This is a genomic window from Ruthenibacterium lactatiformans (genome assembly GCF_000949455.1).
GTDB lineage: Bacteria > Bacillota > Clostridia > Oscillospirales > Ruminococcaceae > Ruthenibacterium > Ruthenibacterium lactatiformans.
Window position 1 is genome coordinate 23955 of record NZ_JXXK01000016.1, and the last position, 20013, is coordinate 43967.

Annotated in this window: 18 protein-coding genes; 4 read left to right on the plus strand and 14 right to left on the minus strand. The window is 56.9% G+C overall.

Translation table 11 applies throughout. The features are described from left to right. Positions 1 to 15 precede the first annotated feature (15 nt). Both TQ39_RS11495 and TQ39_RS11500 read left to right on the plus strand, forming a co-directional pair. Positions 16 to 657 carry a redox-sensing transcriptional repressor Rex gene (locus TQ39_RS11495; protein ID WP_009325412.1) on the plus strand — a complete coding sequence of 214 codons (642 nt, stop codon included), beginning with the start codon at positions 16 to 18 and terminating at the stop codon, positions 655 to 657. Positions 658 to 685: 28 nt separating this feature from the next. After that, complete coding sequence (locus TQ39_RS11500; RefSeq protein WP_009325411.1) at positions 686 to 1324, plus strand: thymidine kinase; 639 nt, start codon at positions 686 to 688, stop codon at positions 1322 to 1324. A 110-nt stretch (positions 1325 to 1434) separates the two neighbouring features. Here the strand turns inward: TQ39_RS11500 and TQ39_RS11505 are convergent, their stop codons facing one another. From TQ39_RS11505 to fucO, 9 genes are all read right to left on the minus strand, one after another. After that, on the minus strand, positions 1435 to 2178 hold the full coding sequence (locus TQ39_RS11505; RefSeq protein WP_050005621.1) for a hypothetical protein: 744 nt from the start codon (positions 2176 to 2178) through the stop codon (positions 1435 to 1437). A 106-nt stretch (positions 2179 to 2284) separates the two neighbouring features. Further along, positions 2285 to 3508 (minus strand): MFS transporter, encoded by a 1224-nt coding sequence (locus TQ39_RS11510; protein ID WP_050005622.1) that lies wholly within the window; start codon positions 3506 to 3508, stop codon positions 2285 to 2287. A 274-nt stretch (positions 3509 to 3782) separates the two neighbouring features. Beyond that, complete coding sequence (locus tag TQ39_RS11515; RefSeq protein WP_050005623.1) at positions 3783 to 4478, minus strand: TetR/AcrR family transcriptional regulator; 696 nt, start codon at positions 4476 to 4478, stop codon at positions 3783 to 3785. An 86-nt stretch (positions 4479 to 4564) separates the two neighbouring features. Continuing rightward, a complete protein-coding gene (locus tag TQ39_RS11520) occupies positions 4565 to 5683 on the minus strand; it encodes a DUF3810 domain-containing protein (RefSeq protein ID WP_009325410.1) in 1119 nt (372 codons plus the stop codon). 3 nt (positions 5684 to 5686) lie between these two features. Then, complete coding sequence (locus TQ39_RS11525; RefSeq protein ID WP_009325409.1) at positions 5687 to 5959, minus strand: metal-sensing transcriptional repressor; 273 nt, start codon at positions 5957 to 5959, stop codon at positions 5687 to 5689. A gap of 3 nt (positions 5960 to 5962) precedes the next feature. Continuing rightward, positions 5963 to 8575: a heavy metal translocating P-type ATPase gene (locus TQ39_RS11530; RefSeq protein ID WP_050005624.1), complete on the minus strand. Its 2613-nt coding sequence runs from the start codon at positions 8573 to 8575 to the stop codon at positions 5963 to 5965. Between the two features lie 142 nt (positions 8576 to 8717). Further along, entirely contained in the window at positions 8718 to 9815 is a 1098-nt protein-coding gene (locus TQ39_RS11535) for a DUF6709 family protein (RefSeq protein WP_050005625.1), read from the minus strand. Positions 9816 to 9984: 169 nt separating this feature from the next. Continuing rightward, a complete protein-coding gene (gene fsa / locus TQ39_RS11540) occupies positions 9985 to 10641 on the minus strand; it encodes a fructose-6-phosphate aldolase (RefSeq protein ID WP_050005626.1) in 657 nt (218 codons plus the stop codon). Between the two features lie 191 nt (positions 10642 to 10832). Further along, the gene (gene fucO / locus TQ39_RS11545; protein ID WP_050005627.1) at positions 10833 to 11981 is read right to left on the minus strand and encodes a lactaldehyde reductase; all 1149 of its coding nucleotides are present in this window, start codon (positions 11979 to 11981) and stop codon (positions 10833 to 10835) included. Between the two features lie 508 nt (positions 11982 to 12489). Between fucO and TQ39_RS11550 the strand changes: the two genes are divergently transcribed. Further along, the gene (locus TQ39_RS11550) at positions 12490 to 13944 is read left to right on the plus strand and encodes an MFS transporter (protein WP_050005628.1); all 1455 of its coding nucleotides are present in this window, start codon (positions 12490 to 12492) and stop codon (positions 13942 to 13944) included. A 128-nt stretch (positions 13945 to 14072) separates the two neighbouring features. Here the strand turns inward: TQ39_RS11550 and TQ39_RS11555 are convergent, their stop codons facing one another. The 5 genes from TQ39_RS11555 to TQ39_RS11575 form a co-directional block, all read right to left on the minus strand. Further along, positions 14073 to 14843, minus strand: a complete 771-nt coding sequence (locus TQ39_RS11555) for a dimethylarginine dimethylaminohydrolase family protein (protein ID WP_050005629.1) — start codon at positions 14841 to 14843, stop codon at positions 14073 to 14075. 7 nt (positions 14844 to 14850) lie between these two features. Then, positions 14851 to 16092 carry an argininosuccinate synthase gene (locus tag TQ39_RS11560; RefSeq protein WP_050005630.1) on the minus strand — a complete coding sequence of 414 codons (1242 nt, stop codon included), beginning with the start codon at positions 16090 to 16092 and terminating at the stop codon, positions 14851 to 14853. An 85-nt stretch (positions 16093 to 16177) separates the two neighbouring features. Continuing rightward, complete coding sequence (locus tag TQ39_RS11565; RefSeq protein WP_009325401.1) at positions 16178 to 16900, minus strand: amino acid ABC transporter ATP-binding protein; 723 nt, start codon at positions 16898 to 16900, stop codon at positions 16178 to 16180. After that, complete coding sequence (locus tag TQ39_RS11570) at positions 16887 to 17591, minus strand: amino acid ABC transporter permease (RefSeq protein WP_050005659.1); 705 nt, start codon at positions 17589 to 17591, stop codon at positions 16887 to 16889. Before TQ39_RS11570 ends, TQ39_RS11565 begins: the two co-directional genes overlap by 14 nt. Positions 17592 to 17693: 102 nt before the next feature. Beyond that, positions 17694 to 18545, minus strand: a complete 852-nt coding sequence (locus TQ39_RS11575; RefSeq protein WP_050005631.1) for an ABC transporter substrate-binding protein — start codon at positions 18543 to 18545, stop codon at positions 17694 to 17696. 269 nt (positions 18546 to 18814) lie between these two features. On the opposite strand from TQ39_RS11575, the gene alr reads away from it, so the two are divergent. Continuing rightward, positions 18815 to 19966: an alanine racemase gene (alr, locus tag TQ39_RS11580; protein WP_009325396.1), complete on the plus strand. Its 1152-nt coding sequence runs from the start codon at positions 18815 to 18817 to the stop codon at positions 19964 to 19966. The last annotated feature ends 47 nt before the right edge of the window (positions 19967 to 20013 follow it).

Genomic DNA, 20013 nt, shown 5'->3' on the forward strand with positions numbered 1-20013 from the left:
AAGTTGGTGAAGACAATGGCGGCGCAAAACCAGAATAAAGTCTCCCTTCCCGTCATCAAGCGGCTGCCGAAATACTACCGCTATATTTCGGACATGCACAACAACGGCATCGTGAAGGTGTCTTCCAGTGAGCTTGCCCGAATGATGGGCACCACAGCCTCACAGGTCCGGCAGGATTTCAACTGCTTCGGCGGTTTCGGCCAACAGGGCATCGGCTACCATGTGGATGTGCTGCTCAGCGAGATATCCAAGCTGCTGTTCAGTGAAAAGAATCTCAACGCAGTGCTCATCGGTACAGGCCGTCTGGGCCGCGCCATATCCGGCTATCTTTCCGCCGAGGCCCGGGGCTATCACCTGATGGCCGCATTCGACAAAAGCCCGGACGAGATCGGCCGGGAGCTGCAGTGCGGCGTGATGGTGCAGGACGTGGCCGAACTGGCCGCTTTCTGCGCCGCACACCACCCGGACGTAGCGGTGCTTTGCATCCCGCGCGCGGGCGCGAAGGCCGTAGCCCCCACGCTGGTGGAGGCCGGTGTAAAGGGCTACTGGAACTTCAGCCACTACGACCTCTCGGTGGACTACGAGGGTATCACGGTGGAGAACGTCCACCTGGGTGACAGCCTGATGAGCCTGGGCTACCGTGTGCGCAACGATTAAAACGACAGGATAGGGACGGTCTTACCAAATGGCAAAGCTATATTTCCGATACGGCGCCATGAACAGCGGCAAGAGCACCGCGCTGATGCAGGTAGCCTACAACTACGAAGAGCGCGGCATGCGCGTGCTTATCATGAAGCCCTCCATAGATACCAAAGGCGGCGAAAAGCTGATGTCCCGCCTGGGTGTGGAGCGGCGTGTTGACATCGCGGTGCGGCCGGATATGGACCCGTTGGCGCTGGTGCGCGCGGATATTGCAAAAAACGGGCCTCTTGCCTGCGTTCTGACGGACGAAAGCCAGTTTTTCACGTCATGGCAGGCCGAACAGCTTTTCATGGTGACTGTAGCGCTGAACGTGCCGGTCATCTGCTACGGCCTGCGGGCGGATTTTTCCCTGCAGGGTTTTCCCGGTTCCACCCGTCTGCTGGAGCTTGCCCACAACATCGAAGAGATGAAAACCATCTGCCAGTGCGGGCGCAAGGCAATGTTCAACGGCCGCAAGGTAAATGGAAAATTTGTGTTTGAAGGCGCACAGGTGGCCATTGACATGGAAAACAATGTGCAGTACGAATCGCTGTGTCCCCAGTGCTATTTCCGCGAACGGGACAAGTTTTTTGCAGAAAAGGCGGCGGAGGCGGCACAGGAACCCGGCGCAGACGCGCCGTGATGCAGCATATTTCACGCGTATATAAGTCATGATAAAGGCCTCGCTCTGATAAACGGCATGTGACCGTTCATCAGGGCGAGGCCTTTTCTATGCCGAACACTCGATTTGTTTCATTCACCCGCGAATCGGTCACCGTGCAGCTTTCCCATAAGCGTATAATAATCATGCATAAAATATTCGTGGATCCAAAAAAATTCTTCGCGCACAGAATTGTCCTCTAGCAGACAGTTTCTTTCCAGCAAGGATATATATCTTTTTTGCAGCTCAAACTCGGCGTCTGTCGAAGCGCTTTTTTTCTGAAGCTGTTCCCGCAAGCTTTTTAGTTCCGCCAAAAGTTCCTGTGTATATGTCGGCTCCCTCTTCGGCGGATGTGCGTCATAATATCTTTTGTAATCTCTTATAATCACATCCGCCAAAGCCAGCCCATTTGAAAAAACACCAGATAACTCGTGGCCCGGAGTAAGCCCCCTACTGGTTATCCAGCCTGTCCCAGTTTCGATCCGCCAACCGTCATCGGCTCGCTTTATAAAATACTTTGCGCTGAACAGTATCCATGCGCCTTGATTCGGATATCCGCATTTTTCTAATTCATACTGCGAAACGACATGTGGCAAGCGTTTATGAAGTAAAAACTCCAGAGTACTGGACAATTTAATGTATGAGAGCGTTCCTTTAGAAAGCCACATAAGAAAATTATTATCTATATGCCCGAGTATCGTTATTTCTTTTGCCTCATTGATAAAAAGTTTCAGTGTATAGTCTTCATCGCTCAGCTTATATCTCGGAAAAGCACGCGGTAGGTTTGCAGCTATATTGGGGTACATAAAATTTTCCAGCAGCAATTCATATATCATGTCTCTTTCACTCTCTTTCCCAACAAACGCTCCGCTCTTATATGAAAGTCTTTATAGGCATTATAGCACAGTGTCGGCGGCCTGTCACCCAGGCCCGCAGTATACGTCAGCGCAGGCTGCGGAACGCAGCACGAGACGCCAGGGCAACGAGCGCCGACACGCCGGAGGCACCGCATACGACGAGCCATGCCGGGCATTGTTCGAACAGCACGCCGTACATGGCTTGGCCTATGGGCTGCGCGCACATGGACAGCGCCAGCAGGCAGGAGATCACCTTGCCCACCAGTTCGCCGGGCGTTTGGCTCTGCACAAAGGCCATCATCTGCACGCTGAACAATGTGGAGAGAACCATCAGCATGAAGCTGCATACCGCAACAACAACATAGCCGGCAGACGCGGGCGCCAATGCCAGCGAAAGGCCCATGGGCAGGATGCCCAGTGCGCAGCCAAGCAGCAGGAAATGAGCACGCCGGATGTCCAGCCGCTCCCCCAGCACCCCTGCCAGAATCCCGCCCGCAAGCCCTCCCGCCGCAAGGGCGCCCTGTGAAAGACCATAGCGCAGCGTATCCACAGCCAGCGTCTGGCGCAAAATCACAGGCAGGCCTATGATGAGCATGGAACTCATGAACAGATTGAATGCGCACACCAGCAAAATGATGCGTCCCACAACAGGCTTTTCCCGGAAAATATACCGCAGGCTCCGTGCCATATCCTTCTGCGCGACGCGCCAGATGCTGCCGCCATCCCCACGGGAAGCGTGCGGGATGCGGATGAATGTTTCCATCACAGCGGAAAACACAAAGCATGCACAGCTTACATATAAAATCGGCCGCAAGCCGTTCCAGCTGTAGAGCACACCTCCCAGTACCGGGCCAACCAGGCTTGCCAGCGAGCTCACCATATTCACAGCCGCATTCGCAGGCATCAGCTGCTCCGGCGCAGCCAAAAGCGGAATGCTGGCCTGTACCGCAGGCTGGTATGCGCCCTGAATGCCGTACAGCAGAAGCAGAACAGCCATCAGCAGCGGCACCAGAGGCATCCTGCCCAACGCCAGCGCAAACAACGCGATGAGCGCGGCAGCGGAAAAATCCAGCACGACCATGATGTTGCGTTTGTTCACTCTGTCTGCAACGATACCGCCCACGGGCGAAAGCACCACCATGGGCAGAAAGCTGCCGGCGGAAACAAGCCCCAGCAGCGTGGGCGAACCGGTCTGATCAAACAAATACAGCGGCAGTGCAAAACGCAGCACCGCGTTGCCGAACAGAGAGATGATCTGGCCGATGATGACGAGAATGAAGTCCTTACCGAAGCGTTTTGTTTTTTGCATGGGTATTTCCTTTCTGTTATGTGGTGCGGCGGAGCGTCGCGCCGCTTATTAATACCGACGGTTGGTATGTATATCTCTAAAAATAAACTGCCCTTTCGGACAGGTTATTTTTGAAGGCCGAATTCTTCTGGCATAAACACTCATGCGCGCCGTATTCGCGTGCAGATGATTCCAAGAGCAGCTTCGGACAACTGTGCCTGCACGGCGCGGCCCTTCCTGTGCGGCGAGACCTAACAAACGTCCGCCCGCCTTTTCGCATTTGCACCGCCGTCGTCTACATCCCCCGGCGCTTTTGCCCAGGAGCTTCGCTTTCCCGCTGCTTTTTGGCCGCGTGTGCGCTGAAGACAAAAAAGTTCTCCAGCATTTCGCCGTCAAAGACATCCAGCCCTACGCCTGCAAGAAGCTGCCTTACAAAACTACAGCGCTCCCGCGCTTCCTCGGGCGTCATGGGATACAGCAACGGATTCAAGTACTGGTTTGTGATGAGCAGCAGCAGATCGGACGCTTCCCTCACATGCTCCACATGCAGGCTTCCGTCCGCGTTTCCCTCCCGCAGAACCGGTTCCAAGTAATTCGGGCCCACCTCACGGATCTGGCTGTCTAGCTGCAGCATCATCAGACGGGGCGTGTGAGTCATGTCCGGCGCTGCGGAAAAAAACTTACCCTGCTCCGTGTTCTGGAGCGACGCCGTAAACATACGGGTAAGTTTTTCCCGCCCATTCAGGCGCTTATCCGTGACCACCTCGTTCATCAAAGCCTCTACCCCGGCAAACAGCCTCTGGTCGCACACTGCCTCCAGAATGTCCTCCTTAGACTTGAAATGGTGATAAATGGCTCCTTTGGACAGATTTCCAAGCGCATCGATGATGTCCTGGATGGTGGTGTTTTCATATCCCTTTTCCAAAAACAGCTTCAGCGACACATCTAAAATACGCGCCACGGTCTCCTCCGGGTATTTGTTGCGCGCCATGGCGCCCGCCCCTTTCATACATACCATCGGTATGTTTACTATCATAACAGCCGCCGCAGAAGCTGTCAACCGCCGGCGGCAAACTTTTACATACCGCCGTAATAGGCCACCAACAGGTCCACCACCGCGCCGTAGCTTTTGGAGCCGAGCTCCTGGTCGTAGCTTTGCAGAAATCCCGAATAAGCGCTGTCTGCCGCCTTGGACACCGGAGACTCGAACTGCTGCCAATAGGCGTTGTTTGCGAGAATATCCTCGTTCGCCGTCTGGCATACCTGCTGCGCGATCTCCAGCCATTTTTCATAAGACGCACCGTACAGCGCGTTGGAGAGGTGGATATACCCCAACAGATAACCCGAATACGCATACAGCGGGTCGCCGCTGGTGTCGCACGCGAGGATGGCCACAAAATTGGCCGTCTGTTCGGGTGCGACGCCGCGCACATGCGCCAATTCATGCGCAATGGTCGCAGGCAGCAGGCATTCGGGCGAATCTACATTCAAATTCGCCTCCCCGGTGAACGGGAAGAAAAAACCTGTAAAATTCAGCGCGCTCAGCACCCGGGAAAACAGCATGGGCTTGGGGCTGACGGCGGAAACAGACAAAAACGGGTACTGCTGCTCCAATGCGTCGTACAATGTGCCGGATGCGTCAAAAATAGCCTGTGTATCGCCGGAGAGCACGCCCGGCGCGGCGTGAGGTGCCAACGGCGCCGCCGCATTCAGCTTTTCCATAAACAGGCGCGTTGTGGCCTCAAGCTCGTCCACTGTTACGGGCCGGGCCGTTACGCCTGCCTGTTCTTCAAACGTTTCCGCGTAATAAGTAAGGCCCCACAGCAGCGTAAAGCCCGTGTAAACGCTCAGTGCCACCAGCACGCCGCCCAGCGCACGCCTCCACAGCACTGCCAGCCGCCGTCCGCGCCCACGTGCCAGCAGCCACACTGTGCGGCCCACATACCAGATGCAGAACAAAACCAGCACGGCCCAGCACAGCTCGGCCACAGAAAAGGGCACAAAACCGCACAGCCATCCCACTGCCCGGTGGTATGGCTGTACGATCTTGTGTACGATGAAGTCCGATGCGGCGCGGCTGCGCATTACAAGGCGCAGCGCCAGCAGAAACGCGCCCACCGCTCCCAGTGCGAGATACAGCTTTTTGTCGCTCCGCCACGCCCGCGCCGCGGCGGCTTTTGCTTCTTCTCCCCGCATCCGTCAGCGCCCCAGCTTATCGACAAGCGCAAGCACTTCGTCCATCTTCTCCGCCTGCAGGGCCGGATCTCCGCTTTCAAACGCCTCCTGCACGCAGCCGCCGATATGCGCTTTTAAAATCTCTTTGTTCGCCTTGGTGAGGATGGACTGGGTGGCCATCACCTGATTGGAAATGTCCACGCAGTAACGGTCGTTCTCCACCATGGCAAGGATGCCGTCCAACTGGCCGCGCGCCGTTTTCAGCAGCCGCGTGACCGTCTGCTTATCCGCCCGCACGGCTTATTCCACCGAAATGACGGTGTAGCCCGCATCTTCCACGGCGGCCTTCAGCGTATCGGCGCTCACGCCGTCCTCCACAGTACATACGGCCTTTTTCTCTTCCAGGCTTACATTCGCGGCAACGCCCGAAATCCCGTTCAGCGCCTTGTCCACATGGCTGCGGCAGTTCTGGCACATCATCCCTTCGATAATCAGTGTAATGGTCTTCATTTGTTTTTCCTCCCTGTCGTTTTTGTTGATATTCTCATTTTGAGGCAATTCTATCCGTTCGGCGCGCGGCTGGGCGGACATGGGCGAAAGGGGCGCCCCCTGCTCCGCGGCGGCATGCGCCGGATGGGCTTTGAAACGCTTGAGCCGCAGTGCATTCATTACGACGCACACGCTGGAAAGGCTCATGGCCGCGGCGCCGATCATCGGGTTCAGCCGCAGATGGAACGGCAGGTACAAAAGCCCCGCCGCGACGGGGATGCCCACCGTGTTGTAAAAGAAAGCCCAGAACAGGTTCTCCTTGATGTTGCGGATAACGGCCTTGGACAGCCGGATGGCCGTGACCGCGTCGGCAAGGTCGCTTTTCATCAGCACCACATCGGCGCTTTCGATGGCAACGTCCGTGCCCGCGCCGATGGCGATCCCCACATCCGCGCGGGCCAGCGCCGGCGCGTCGTTGATGCCGTCTCCCACCATAGCGACGGTTTTCCCCTGCTGCTGCAGAGCTGCTACATGCTGCTCCTTTTCCTGCGGCAGCACCTCGGCAATGACATGGGGGATGTCCAACTGACGGCGGATGGCCTCCGCAGTGCGCCGGTTGTCGCCCGTCAGCATCGTCACATCAATGCCCATACGCTTTAAGTCCGCAATGGCTGCGGCGCTGGAAGGCTTGACGGTGTCCGCTACGGCGATAACGCCAAGCACCGTCTTTTCGCCGCAGAACAGCAGCGGGGTCTTCCCTTCGCCGGCCAGCGCGTCCAGCTTCTGCTTCACAGGGGCAGGCAGCGCCATACCGCGCTCCGCCAGCATGGCTTCATTCCCGGCGAAATAAAGCTCCTGCGCATACCGCCCTTCGATGCCCTTGCCGAACACCGCCTTGAAATCCGTCACCTCATAGGGCTGCACGCCGCGCCGGGCGGCGCACTCCAGCACGGCCTGTGCCAACGGATGCTCGCTTTGCCGCTCCAGGCCGGCGGCCAGCGCAAGCAGTTCATTCTCCGCCAACGCGCCGACGGGCAGAATGTCCGTAACGGCAGGCTTTCCTTCTGTTATTGTACCAGTTTTGTCAAGCACGATGGCGTTGATGCTGTGCGCCGTCTCCAACGCCTCGCCGGATTTGATGAGGATCCCGTTTTCCGCCCCTTTTCCCGTGCCCACCATGATGGCCACGGGCGTGGCCAGACCCAGCGCACAGGGACAGGAAATGACCAGCACGGAGATACCGATGGAGACCGCAAATTCCGGCGTCTGCCCGGCGAGAAGCCAGCCGATGGAGACCGCCAGAGCAATGCCGATGACCACCGGCACGAACACGCCGGAAATTTTGTCCGCCAGCTTTGCAATGGGCGCCTTACTGGAGCTTGCGTCCTCTACCAGACGGATGATCTGGGCCAGCGTGGTATCCGCGCCCACCTTGGTGGCACGGAACTTGAAAAATCCCGCTTTATTGATGGTGGCCGCGATCACGGTGCTGCCCGGCTCCTTTTCCACGGGGATGCTCTCGCCTGTGATGGCCGCCTCGTCGATGCTCGTGTTGCCTTCAAGGATCACGCCGTCCACGGGCACGCTCTGGCCCGGCCGCACCAGCACGGTGTCGCCCACGACGACCTCCTCCACAGGGATCACCGTCTCCACCCCGCCGCGCTCCACGGCGGCTGTTTTGGGCGCAAGGTCCATCAGCTTGGTGATCGCCTCGCTGGTCTTGCCCTTGCTCCTGGTCTCCAGATATTTGCCCAGCGTGATGAGCGCGAGGATCATCGCCGCCGATTCGAAATAAAGATCCATGTGATATTGGGACACCAGCGCATGGTCCCCCACGCCCAGGCCATAGCCGATGCGGTAGATGGCAAACACGCCGTATACCAGCGCCGCAGTGGAGCCGATGGCGATCAGGCTGTCCATATTCGGGCTTCCCCGGAGCAGCGTCTTGAACCCCACCTCGTAATACTTGCGGTTGACATACACCACAGGCAGAGTCAGCAAAAGCTGTGTAAGGGCAAAGCCCACGGCGTTTTCATGCCCTGTCAAAAAGCCCGGCAGCGGAAGGCCGGCCATGCTGCCCATGGAAACATACATCAGCGGCGCCAGGAAGGCAAACGAGACCCACAGGCGCATGCGCATGTTTTTCAGCTGCGCCTGCATGGGGTTCTGCGCGGGCGCGCCCCCCGGCTTTGCGGCGGGGCCCGCCCCCCGGCCGTCTGCAGGCGACGCGCCGTAGCCTGCATGCTCCACCGCCTTGACGATCACATCCTGCTCCAGCGGCGCATCGCTCTCTACCACCATACTGTTCGTCAGCAGGTTCACCGACACTTCCGACACGCCCTGCACGCCGCGCACCGCCTTTTCCACATGGGCGCTGCACGCCGAGCATGTCATGCCCGTGACGTTGTATTTTTGTTTTACCATCTCGTTCCCTCTCTCAAAACCTCTCCCCCGGGGTGGGGGTCTATATTCATACTATACCTATTTAGTATTATTGTCAACCGATTTTGCAAAAAATATACGGCCCCTCTCCGGAGGGGCCGTACAGCCGAACATCTTTCTTTTTTCAGGAATCATAAGGCGTCTGCGTGCCGAAAAGCTCGGCGCGCAGCGCTTCGTCGTAAGGCAGGCGCACAAAATCCTCCAGGCGCGTATTGTAAATCTGCTCCAGCCGGGCCGTATAACCCACTACCACATGCGGCATCGCGCGCTGCACTGCGTCCAGCGTCTCGTATACCATGTCCTGCTTTTTCATGGATATCTCATACATCTTCTTATCCCGCGTGCGCACCACCAGGCCGTGCGTCTTGCCCGTGGGAATGCCGTTGGTGCGGTGCTGCACCGTGCGCATATACGCCCACGCCACATTTTCAGCGTCCAGTACTGTCGTTTTGCCTCCGGTCTCGAACATCATCCACCGGCCTGTACGCACTCCGTTCACAGGCTCAGTGCTCTGGTAGAACGTTTCCAGCTGTTCCAGCATCGCTTCCGGACTCTCGCTTGCCTTGCAGTAAGCCCGGATGCGTTTTTGGTACCGCCCCGTCAGCGCACCCGCCAGCATCCAGACCGCCGCAAACAGCGCCACGCCCGCGCCTGCCGTGAGCAGCCAGGTACCGGATTGGTCCATGCTGCCCAGGTAATCCGCTTTCAGCACCAACGGCAGGAACATCTGCTGCTCCTCGGCCGTCCAGTCGTCATAGCCGACCACCTGATGGTAAAAATCCAGCGATTCTCCCGACATTGGCAGAATGGTCCCCCGCACCGTAAAGCTTTCCCCCGGCGTCTGGCTGGCGCCTGTCAGCAGTTCATAGGATGCATCCAGCAAATCATCCGCTGTGCTGATATATCCGGCGTCCACCGCAAGGCCCATATATTCCGCATCCCCTACCGGAATAATGTATTCCTTCTCTGTGACAGTAGAGCGGTTTGTGGATGTATTGGTGCGCTCTGTATAGGCATACCAGTCATAGATCAGGTATACCTCCGCCTCCACGTATTGCCCTTTCAGCTCGGACACATCCAAAGAGTCCAACGGCTTCGGGCCGCCGATGGCTTTGAATGCGCCGAAGCCCGTCCCCCACAGCAGCCCCGCCGCCAGAGCCAGCGCGATGATGATCGACGCAGCGTGTCCCTTCAGACTTTTCATTTTCAGTTCCTGCAGCATAAATGCTTCCTCCTTCGCGGACAGCCCCTTTTCCCCATCCGCACTTATTTTCTTTATTGTAGCAGGATATGCGCCTGTGCGCCACGTTTTTTCTGCATTTCGGCGCAACTTTTACAAGCAGAAACAAAAAGGCGGGGCCGCAGCCGCGGCCCCGCCTGTATGGCTTGAATTATTTTCCGAACACCTTTTCGTAGTCGGCCCGGAATTTTGCGATGCCCGCATCCGTCAGCGGATGCTTTGTCATCTGCTCGATGACACTGTACGGTACCGTGGCGATATCCGCGCCCGCCAGCGCGCAGTCCGTCACATGCACAGGGTTGCGCACACTGGCCGCAATGATCTCCGTATGGATATCGTCATACATGGCGAACATATCCGCAATGGTGCGCACCAAATCAATGCCCGGCATGCTGATGTCGTCCAGACGGCCCAGGAACGGGCTGACGTACGCCGCGCCCGCGCGCGCAGCCAGAAGCGCCTGGTTCGCGCTGAAGATCAGCGTCACATTGCACTTGATGCCCTCTGCGGAAAGCACCTTGGTCGCTTTCAGGCCCTCCACCGTCATGGGAATCTTCACCACCATGTTCGGATGGATCGCCGCGATCTCACGGCCTTCCGCGATCATGCCCGCCGCGTCCTCGGTGGTGGCCTTTACCTCGCCGGAGATGGGGCCGTCCACAATGGACGCGATCTCACGGATGACCTCAACGAAATCCCGCCCCTCTTTTGCAATCAGGCTGGGGTTCGTCGTCACGCCGCAGATAACGCCCATATCGTTGGCTTTTTTGATGTCCTCCACGTTTGCTGTGTCGATAAAAAACTTCATAGCACCCTGTCCCTTTCCGTTTTGTTTTGAACGCCTCCCGCACCCCTCCCAAGGCGCAGGGCTTCAACTCTTTCAGTATAATCCCGGAACACGCCCAAAGTCAAACAGAAACGACGTTTCTTTTACGGTTTCGACAAAAAAACAGCCCGGAGCGTATGCCCCGGGCCGGCAGCCGCAGCGGCGGCTCTGTTTTACATCATACTGCGGTACAGCGCGGCAATTTCCTCCACACTGGTATTGCGTGGGTTGCCCGGACGGCACGCATCCGCAAAGGCGCTCTCGGCAAGGAACTGCACGTCCTCGTCCTTCACAATGGCTTTCAGGTCTGCGGGAATGCCCACATCCTGTCCCAGCTTGCGCACAGCGTCGCAGGCGGCCTTGCGGTATTCCTCCTGCGTCATTGCGTCCACGCCTTCCACCCCCATGGCGCGGGCAATCTCCTGGTATTTTTCACCCGTGTACGGCGCGTTATATTCCATGACGACTGGCAGGATGATCGCGTTGGCAACACCGTGAGGCGTATCATACAGCGCACCCAGACCGTGCGCCATGCTGTGTACGATGCCCAGGCCCACGTTGGAGAAACCCATGCCCGCCACATACTGCGCCAGCGCCATGCCCTCGCGGCCCTCGGCTGTGTTTTCCACAGCGCCGCGCAGATGCCTGGCAATCAGCTCAATGGCTTTCAGATGGAACATGTCCGTCATTTCCCATGCCGCCTTTGTGGTGTAGCCCTCGATGGCGTGCGTCAGCGCGTCCATGCCCGTGGCGGCTGTCAGGCCTTTGGGCATGCTTGCCATCATATCCGGGTCAATGACCGCAACCTCGGGGATATCGTTGGTATCCACGCACACAAACTTGCGTTTTTTCTCCACATCGGTGATGACGTAGTTGATGGTCACCTCAGCGGCAGTACCCGCGGTGGTCGGCACCGCAATAGTAAACACGGCGTGCTTCTTCGTGGGCGCTACGCCCTCCAGGCTGCGCACATCGGCAAATTCCGGATTCTCGATGATGACCCCGATGGCTTTGGCGGTGTCCATGGAGGAACCGCCGCCGATGGCTACGATGCAGTCCGCGCCGCTCTTTCGGAACGCGGCCACGCCTGTCTGAACGTTCTCAATCGTAGGATTGGGCTTGATGTCGCTGTATACCTCATAGGCAAAGCCCGCTGCGTCCAGCAGGTCCGTCACCTTTTTGGTTACATTAAATCGAATGAGGTCCGGGTCAGAGCACACAAAAGCCTTTTGAAAGCCGCGTGCCGCCAGCTCGGGGACGATGTTCCCAATCGCGCCCTTGCCGTGATAGGATACCGTATTCAGTACGATGCGGTTTGCCATAAATAATCCTCTCCCTTATACAATGTAATAAAAGTTCTCCCCTCACCCGTCCCGTCGGATGATGCATGGGGGACTGCACATTCTGCGGACGCAGCATATCCGCCCGCCCTGATATTCATTCTACAACCTTTTGCTTAAAAATTCTACTCCCGTGTTTCGGTTATACCTTTTGGGCCGGCGGCAAGTTTTGCAATCCTCCGGGAAGCGCGGTCAAAATCCGAAAACAATGCAGGCTTACGGCTGCCGAACGCAGTGTTAAGAAACCGTTAAGGCGCGTTTTCTTTGTTTCAACAGTTGTCAAGAGAAAAGTTTTTACTATTTTTAGTATTTATTTTTGCTTTTTAGAACAAATGTATGTCCAAAATACTATTCACGCAACATTTGCAATTATTAACACAATATTCACAAATTCAAGTTTTTCATTCCGTGTTAATATGTGAATAGTGACAAGCGTGATATTCCACGCTTTCATCAATCAGGGCTCCGGCCCGCAAGGAGGAGTAAATCTATGGCGACTAAAACCGCCGCGGTAGACGCCAAGGGCTACCGCAAATTCGGCTTTCGCGATGTGCTTGCTTACGGCTTAGGCGACTTCGGCTGTAACATGAGCTTCGCGCTGAAAGGCACGCTCACCATTTTCTGGACGCAGTACATGGGCATCGATTCCATCCTGATGGCTTCCCTTCTGCTGCTCGTGCAGGTTTGGGATGCGATCAACGCCCCTGTGATCGGCGCGATGGTCGACGCGGACAAGCGTCAGTACAAGCGCAACAAATTCCTTGCCTACATCTGGGCCGGTTCTGTCGGCCTGCTGGTGGCCGGCGCTCTGTGCTTCGTGCCCTGGACAGGCGCTCCCTACGTTGTAAAGTGCATTCTGTTCGTGGCCGGCTATATCCTGTGGGATGCGTTCTACACCGTTGCCAACGTTCCTTACGGCTCCATGCTTTCTCTGATCACGGCTGATCCGGTCGAGCGTGCGAAGCTTTCCACCGGTCGTTCCGTGGGTTCCATGGTCGGCAGTATTTCTGCTTCTGTTATTCTGCCGATGCTGATTTACGATGCCAGTAACAATCTGCTGGGTGAGCGTATTTTCATCATCGCGCTCGTCATGGGCATTCTTGGTTTCATCGCTTTCCAGTTTATGATCCGCAACACCGTCGTGCGTGTGGATACGCAGGTCACGCTGAAGGAAGACGCGCCCAAGTTCAACCCGCTGAAGGCTACCGGCCACTTCCTGCGCAACCGCGCGGCAGTGGGCGCCACGCTGGCCCCTGTCGGCCTGTTCATCGGTATGTACGGCGCTCAAACTGCTCTTCAAATCATGTTCCAATCCTATTTTAAAAACGCTCGTATTTCCGGTATCATCGGCATGCTTTCTTATGTCGGCCTGTTCCTGTTCATCCCCTTTGTTGGCAAAATCGTCAGCAAAATCGGCAAGAAGGAAGCTATTACCATCGGTGCTTGTGTCAGCGTTTTGGCCTATATCCTGATGTTTATTCTGCCCATCACTCCGGACGGCAAGGGTTTGGCGCTGTTTGTTGTCTGCCAGCTTCTGAATGCCATTGGCGGCGGCATTGGCCAGTGCGTGAGCTGGTCTCTGATGGCCGACGCGATGGACTACGAGGAATGGAAGTTCGGCACCCGCAACGAAGGCACCACCTATGCGCTGCACTCCTTCTTCCGCAAGCTGGCGCAGGGCATTGGACCGTCTCTTGGCCTTATGGCTGCCACATGGCTGGGTTACAACGCTGCCTTGGGTGCAAACCAGACCATCGAGGTTGCTACCAATATGCGCTATCTGACAGCCGGTGCATATCTGCTGAGTGCTGTCCTGCAGTTGATTGCTTACGGTGTTATCTACAATCTGGACAAGAAAACACTGGCTCAGATGGAAAAAGATCTCGGCAAGCGCCGCGACGACGCCAAGGCCGATATCTCCAAGATCATCGGCGGCGAAGACTGATTCTGACCGTTCTCCTTCAAATATTTTCACACTCAAACAAAACGGCGCGCTGCCTGTGCAGCGCGCCGTTTTGCTATGCACTTGGCAGCAGGCTATGGTAACTGCTGCCGGGGATGGAGAAAGCCTTGTCAGAACCGCAGCGAAAGGCAGCTGAGCCCGCCGTCTATCTTCTTATATTCCGAAGTATCACACGTCAGGGTTTGATAGCCCGCCGCCTGCACCGCCTTCAATACCTTGGGATACCCTTCCGGCACAATGACCTTTCCGTTCACCCAAATGCAGTTTGCTGCGTACGGCTCGTCCTTCGGGACGGTTATTTTCGTATATCCTTCAAATGCAGATTTTGTGCAGAACTCACCCGCGGTGAGCATCACACCGTTTTCCAGATAAACCACGCCTGTTTTCAGGTGCAGCACCTCGGTGAGCGGTACGCCCACCACCTTGCAGCCGAACGGTTCCAGAATATTCGCCAGCTGCTTCACACCCTCAGGGTTGGTGCGCCCGGAGAGCCCTACATAAAAGGTATCGCCGCACATCATCACGTCGCCGCCCTCCAGCGTACCGGGTGCTTTTATATGAAAAATTTTGTCGGGCGGATAAAATTCCGCCACTGCCGGCTCAATGGCTGCCGTTTCGCCCTTGCGGCTGGGTGCGCCGGGATTTGTGATCACCGCGCAGTATTTCGTCAGCACCGCGGCGTCCTCTACAAAGCAGCTGTCCGGATATGCCTCGTCTGCGGGCAGTACCGTTACATCTACGCCGCATTGCCGGAGCGTCTCAATATATGCCCTGTGCTGTTCCAATGCTTTTTCATAATCCGGAGCACCCAGCTCCGGGTGGCCGGTAATGCCGTGCACCATTGCGGTGCACGGCGTTTTTACGATCACATGGCTGAACATCTTCGGCTCACTCCTTTTCCGCCGCCAGCTTTTCCTTCAGCTTGGCCTGCACGGTAATGGGCAGGCCGAACAGATGAATGAAGCCCGCAGAATCCGCCTGGTCATATACCGAATCTTCGCCGAAGGTCGCCAGATCCTCACTGTACAGGCTGTACGGAGATGTAGTTCCCGCCGGAATGATATTGCCCTTGTACAGCTTGAGCTTCACATCACCGGTCACATTCTCCTGCGTTTTGTCCACAAAGGCGGACAACGCCTCGCGCAAGGGCGTGTACCACTGGCCGTTGTAAACGATATCGGCAAATTTCTGCGCCACCAGCGCCTTATAGTGAGCGGTCTCCTTGTCCAGACACAGCATTTCCAGCTGCTCGTGGGCAAAATACAGGATGGTGCCGCCCGGCGTCTCGTACACACCGCGGCTTTTCATGCCCACAAGACGGTTTTCCACAATGTCGATGATGCCGATGCCGTTCGCGCCGCCCACAGCGTTCAGCTCTTTCAGCAGTGTGCTGGTCTTCATGGCCTTGCCGTCCAGCGCGGTGGGCTTGCCCTTTTCAAAATGAATGGTAATATAGGCGGGCGTGTCGGGCGCCTGCTCGGGCGCGACGCCAAGCTCCAAAAAGCCCGGTTTTGCGTAATCCGGCTCGTTTGCAGGGTCCTCCAGGTCCAACCCCTCGTGGGAAAGATGCCACAGGTTTTTATCCTTGGAATAATTCGTTTCACGGTTGATCTTCAGCGGCACATGGTGCGCCTCTGCATAGTCGATTTCCTCTTCGCGGCTCTTGATGTCCCATTCGCGCCAGGGAGCGATGATTCCCAGGTCCGGTGCAAAGGCTTTTATGGCAAGCTCAAAGCGTACCTGGTCGTTGCCCTTGCCCGTGCATCCGTGGCAGATAGCGTCCGCGCCTTCCTTTTTGGCGATCTCTACCAGCTTCTTCGCAATGGGCGGGCGCGCAAAGCTGGTTCCCAGCAGGTAGGTGCCTTCGTATTTTGCCCCCGCCTGCACCGTGGGAATGATATAGTCTTCCACAAACTCGTCCACAAGGTCCATCACATACAGCTTGCTGGCGCCGGTGGCAAGCGCCTTGGCCTCCAGCCCGTCCAGCTCTGTTCCCTGCCCTACGTCTCCGGCGGCGGCAACGACCTCGCAGCCGTAATTCTCTTTCAGCCAGGGAATGATGATGGAGGTATCCAGCCCGCCGGAATAGGCGAGCACCACTTTTTTGTACTGCTTTTTCTGCTTTTCCATGTTCGTTCGCTCCTATTGCAAATATCGTCTGCCGGGACTCCGGCGTTTGTGCCCGGCCTTTTTCCGGGGAAATACCGCTGCCGCGTTACAGCACCTTGGAGAGGAAGCTTTTCAGGCGCGGATTCTGCGGGGATGCAAACAGCGCGTGCGGCTCATTCTGCTCCATCACACATCCGTCATCCATAAACAGCACCCGTGTGGATACCTCGCGCGCAAACCCCATCTCGTGGGTCACAATGACCATTGTCATGCCCTCCCGGGCCAGTTCGCGGATAAGGTCCAGCACTTCGCCCACCATCTCAGGGTCCAGCGCACTGGTAGGCTCGTCAAAAAGCATCACTTCCGGCTCCATGGCCAGCGCGCGTACGATGGCGATGCGCTGCTTCTGCCCGCCGGAAAGCTTGTTTGGATAGGCGTCCGCTTTGTCCGCCAGGCCGATACGCTCCAGCAGACGCATGGCTTTTTCATCCGCCTCTGCCTGTGTCTGCAGCTTCAGGTTGACGGGCGCCAGCGTGATATTCTGTTTCACCGTCAGATGCGGGAACAGGTTGAAATGCTGGAATACCATACCCATCTTCCGGCGGATGCGGTTGATGTCACAGTCCTTTGCGGTGATGTCCTTGCCCTCGAACCATATCTCTCCGCCCGTGGGCTCCTCCAGCCTGTTCAGGCACCGCAGAAAGGTGCTTTTTCCGCTGCCCGACGGACCGATGATAGCGATTTTTTCGCCCTTTTCAATGGTCTCCGTCACGCCCTTGAGCACCATATTCCCGCCGAAGGCCTTTTGCAGATTTTTAACCTCGATCACTTTGCGCCAGCCTCCGTTCCATTTTTTTCTGAATGGCTGTCATGCCTACCACCAGCAGCAGATAAATGGCCGCCGCAATGAACAGCGGCGCGCTGTTGAACGCGATGCCCCGGATGGAATCGGATACCTTCGTCAGATCCCGCGCGGCGATATATCCCGCCACACTGGTCTCTTTAAGCAGCGCGATGAACTCGTTGAACAGCGCGGGCAGAATATTTTTGACCGCCTGCGGCAGCACGATGAGCCGCATCGTCGCGCCCTCGGAAAGCCCGAGGCTTCGCCCTGCCTCCGCCTGTCCAGGGTCGATGGAAGCGATGCCGCCCCGGATGATCTCTGCCACATAAGCGCCCGAGTTGACGCCGAAGGCGAACACGCAAGCCTCAAAGCTGCCGTTGAACAGGATTGTGTAGGCGATCAGGAGCTGTACGACGATGGGCGTGCCGCGGATGACCGTGACATATATACCGCAGGCGGCATTTACTGCTTTCCAGCCAAAGCTCTTTTTGCCGCCGGCATAATATTTCACCAGCGCCACCAGCACGCCGATGCACACGCCGATCAGGCACGCCAGCGCCGCCAGCGCTATAGTCATCCCCAACCCCTCGAGATATTGAACCCATCGGCCTTTGTACACCGTCACCTTATAAAAATCGCTCAGCAGCTTGTTCAAGTCGTTCCAAAAATTTTCCACGGAGGGATAGCCCCTTTCCTTATTTGCTCTGACGCATGCTCCCGAAAGCTGCACGGCCCGCGCAGCGCGGGCCGTGCGCATTTTCCGCCTGCCCTCCGGACGTCAGCCCTCTGCGCAGATCTTCAGATGCTTATCCGTCAGCGACTCCACTGTGCCGTCGTCCATAGCCTTCTGCAGCACACTGTTGACGACCTCCAGCAGATCCTCGTTGCCCTTGGCCACGCCCATGGCCATTTCCTCCTCAGTGAGAAGCTGCTCCACAGTTTCCAGTGCATCCGGGTTCGCCATTGCCAGCGTCTGCGCAGGCACCTTGTCCAGGATGGCCGCGTCCGCTTTTCCTCCCATCACAGCCGTAGCGCATTCATTGGCATTTTTAAACGCCAGCGGTTCAATGCCAAGCTCTTCCTGTGCGTAGATGTGAGCGGTCGTGCTCTCCTGCACAGCGATATTCTTTCCCGCAAGGTCGTCGGCCGTCTTGATATCGCTGCCCTTCGGCACCAGCAGGATCAATCCGTTCAGTGTATAAGTAATGGAGAAATCAATTTGCTCCGCGCGCTCGGGCGTAGCCGTCATACCCGCTGCAATGAGCTGCCCCTTACCGCTTTTCAGCGATTCGATCAGCAGGTTGAAGTCCATATCCAGCACTTCCAGCTCCACGCCCAGCTCATCGGCCACCAACTGCGCCAGGTCGATGTCCACACCGGCCGGCTTGCCGTCCTCGCCCAGATATTCGAACGGCGGAAAACCCGTGGCCGTCATCATCGTCAGCACGCCTTTTTCCTGAATCTCCTCCACAACGGACGTCCCGCCTGCTGAGTCCTGGCCGGATGCCCCGGAGGACGCGGACGCGCTGCCCGCCGCCGAGCTTGCCGGAGCGGATGCGCCCGAACCGCCGCAGGCCGCCAGGCCCAACATCAGAACCGCTGCCATTGCAAATGCCAATATCTTTTTCATAACTCCCATGCTCCCTCTCTTGTTCCCATTTTGTGCGCCGCCCCTCCGGCGGCTTCCATGGCATTATTATATTCGCATATCTATTCATTGTCAACGAATTTTTATGCGATTTGTTTCTTTTCTGCACATTGCACAGCATTTAACCCTCCGTGCATGCTTTCATAAGCATATTTATACAAAATTGAATTTATTTTATGTATATATTTGCATTTATTCTTTAATTATGCTACTATATATACATTCTCAAACAAAGATGCGGAGCGGTAAAAATGCTTGATACAACCTTATGCAATTCTTATCTTAGCGTAAATTTGCAGACGATCATTAATAATATGCAAAGCATTCAAGAGGATATCGGGCCGGATGTGGAATGCATCCCTGTGTTGAAGGACAATGCTTACTGCCTGGGTGCTGTACCCATTGCCAAAGCGCTTTGCACTTACGCGAACGTGCGCACCATCGCAGTTGCGCAGGTGTGTGAGGGCGTCGAACTGCGGCAGGCCGGATTGTCCGCTCCTGCCGTTCTGGTACTGGGCGGCGTGCCGGAGCGGTTATTCCCGGCTGCGGTCGAGTATGGGCTGCAGCTCACCGTGTTCCATCCGTCCACTGTGTATGCACTGGAAAAACTGGCCGCCGCGCAGGGAAAACGCGCCGAAGTACAGATCAAAGTTGAAACCGGGCTGAACCGCACCGGCGCAAAGCCCGGCGCAGAGCTGGGCGCGCTGGCCACCGCGCTGGCCGCCTGTCCCCATGTGCGCACAATGGGGGTATTCTCCCATTTTTCCACGGGCGAGACAAAAGAAAGCCCTACGGCCTACCGGCAGTTTCAACTTTATCAGCAGGCTTTGGCACAGCTTCAGGCCGCAGGCATCGATCCGCCACAGAAGCACATGTGCAATAGCGGCGGCAGCGACTGGTTCCGCGCCTCGTTCTGCAACGCAGTACGCATCGGGCGCCGGCTGTATATGGATAATCAGGCCGAACCGCTCACACCCGGAACGCCGGGTGCGGTGCAGGAGGCATGCAGCTGGCGCGCCTCGGTAACGAACCTGCGCGTTGTGGAGGCCGGAGATACTGTGGGATATGACGCAGCCTGGACAGCGCCGCGCCGCACCCGCGTCGCCACCGTATGCGTGGGCTACGGCGACGGCCTCTATTATCCTCTGGCGGAAGCAGGCGGCCCGCTGCTGGTGGGGGAACAGAGAGCCCGGCTTCTGGCTACCTGCATGGACCAATGCTTCGTGGATGTAACGGATATTCCCTGCCGCGCAGGAGACGAGGTCACCTTTTTCGGGCAAAGCAGCGGGGGTGCAGCCATGCCCATCCAGGAACTCGGCAAGTTCATGCATGTGGAAGGCGTATATTTTTACAGCTTCCTCTCTCCGCGCGTGGCGCGCGTATACGAGGGACTGGAACCGTGAACGGAACATCTGCGCGGATGCGCCGCACATAAAACACAATATAATAC

Bases quoted from the DNA above. Each gene is read 5' to 3' on its own strand.
- TQ39_RS11495 (WP_009325412.1), top strand. From the start codon at position 16: ATGGCGGCGCAAAACCAGAATAAAGTCTCCCTTCCCGTCATCAAGCGG.
- TQ39_RS11500 (WP_009325411.1), top strand. From the start codon at position 686: ATGGCAAAGCTATATTTCCGATACGGCGCCATGAACAGCGGCAAGAGC.
- TQ39_RS11505 (WP_050005621.1), bottom strand. From the start codon at position 2,178: ATGATATATGAATTGCTGCTGGAAAATTTTATGTACCCCAATATAGCT.
- TQ39_RS11510 (WP_050005622.1), bottom strand. From the start codon at position 3,508: ATGCAAAAAACAAAACGCTTCGGTAAGGACTTCATTCTCGTCATCATC.
- TQ39_RS11515 (WP_050005623.1), bottom strand. From the start codon at position 4,478: ATGGCGCGCAACAAATACCCGGAGGAGACCGTGGCGCGTATTTTAGAT.
- TQ39_RS11520 (WP_009325410.1), bottom strand. From the start codon at position 5,683: ATGCGGGGAGAAGAAGCAAAAGCCGCCGCGGCGCGGGCGTGGCGGAGC.
- TQ39_RS11530 (WP_050005624.1), bottom strand. From the start codon at position 8,575: ATGGTAAAACAAAAATACAACGTCACGGGCATGACATGCTCGGCGTGC.
- TQ39_RS11535 (WP_050005625.1), bottom strand. From the start codon at position 9,815: ATGCTGCAGGAACTGAAAATGAAAAGTCTGAAGGGACACGCTGCGTCG.
- fsa (WP_050005626.1), bottom strand. From the start codon at position 10,641: ATGAAGTTTTTTATCGACACAGCAAACGTGGAGGACATCAAAAAAGCC.
- fucO (WP_050005627.1), bottom strand. From the start codon at position 11,981: ATGGCAAACCGCATCGTACTGAATACGGTATCCTATCACGGCAAGGGC.
- TQ39_RS11550 (WP_050005628.1), top strand. From the start codon at position 12,490: ATGGCGACTAAAACCGCCGCGGTAGACGCCAAGGGCTACCGCAAATTC.
- TQ39_RS11555 (WP_050005629.1), bottom strand. From the start codon at position 14,843: ATGTTCAGCCATGTGATCGTAAAAACGCCGTGCACCGCAATGGTGCAC.
- TQ39_RS11560 (WP_050005630.1), bottom strand. From the start codon at position 16,092: ATGGAAAAGCAGAAAAAGCAGTACAAAAAAGTGGTGCTCGCCTATTCC.
- TQ39_RS11575 (WP_050005631.1), bottom strand. From the start codon at position 18,545: ATGAAAAAGATATTGGCATTTGCAATGGCAGCGGTTCTGATGTTGGGC.
- alr (WP_009325396.1), top strand. From the start codon at position 18,815: ATGCTTGATACAACCTTATGCAATTCTTATCTTAGCGTAAATTTGCAG.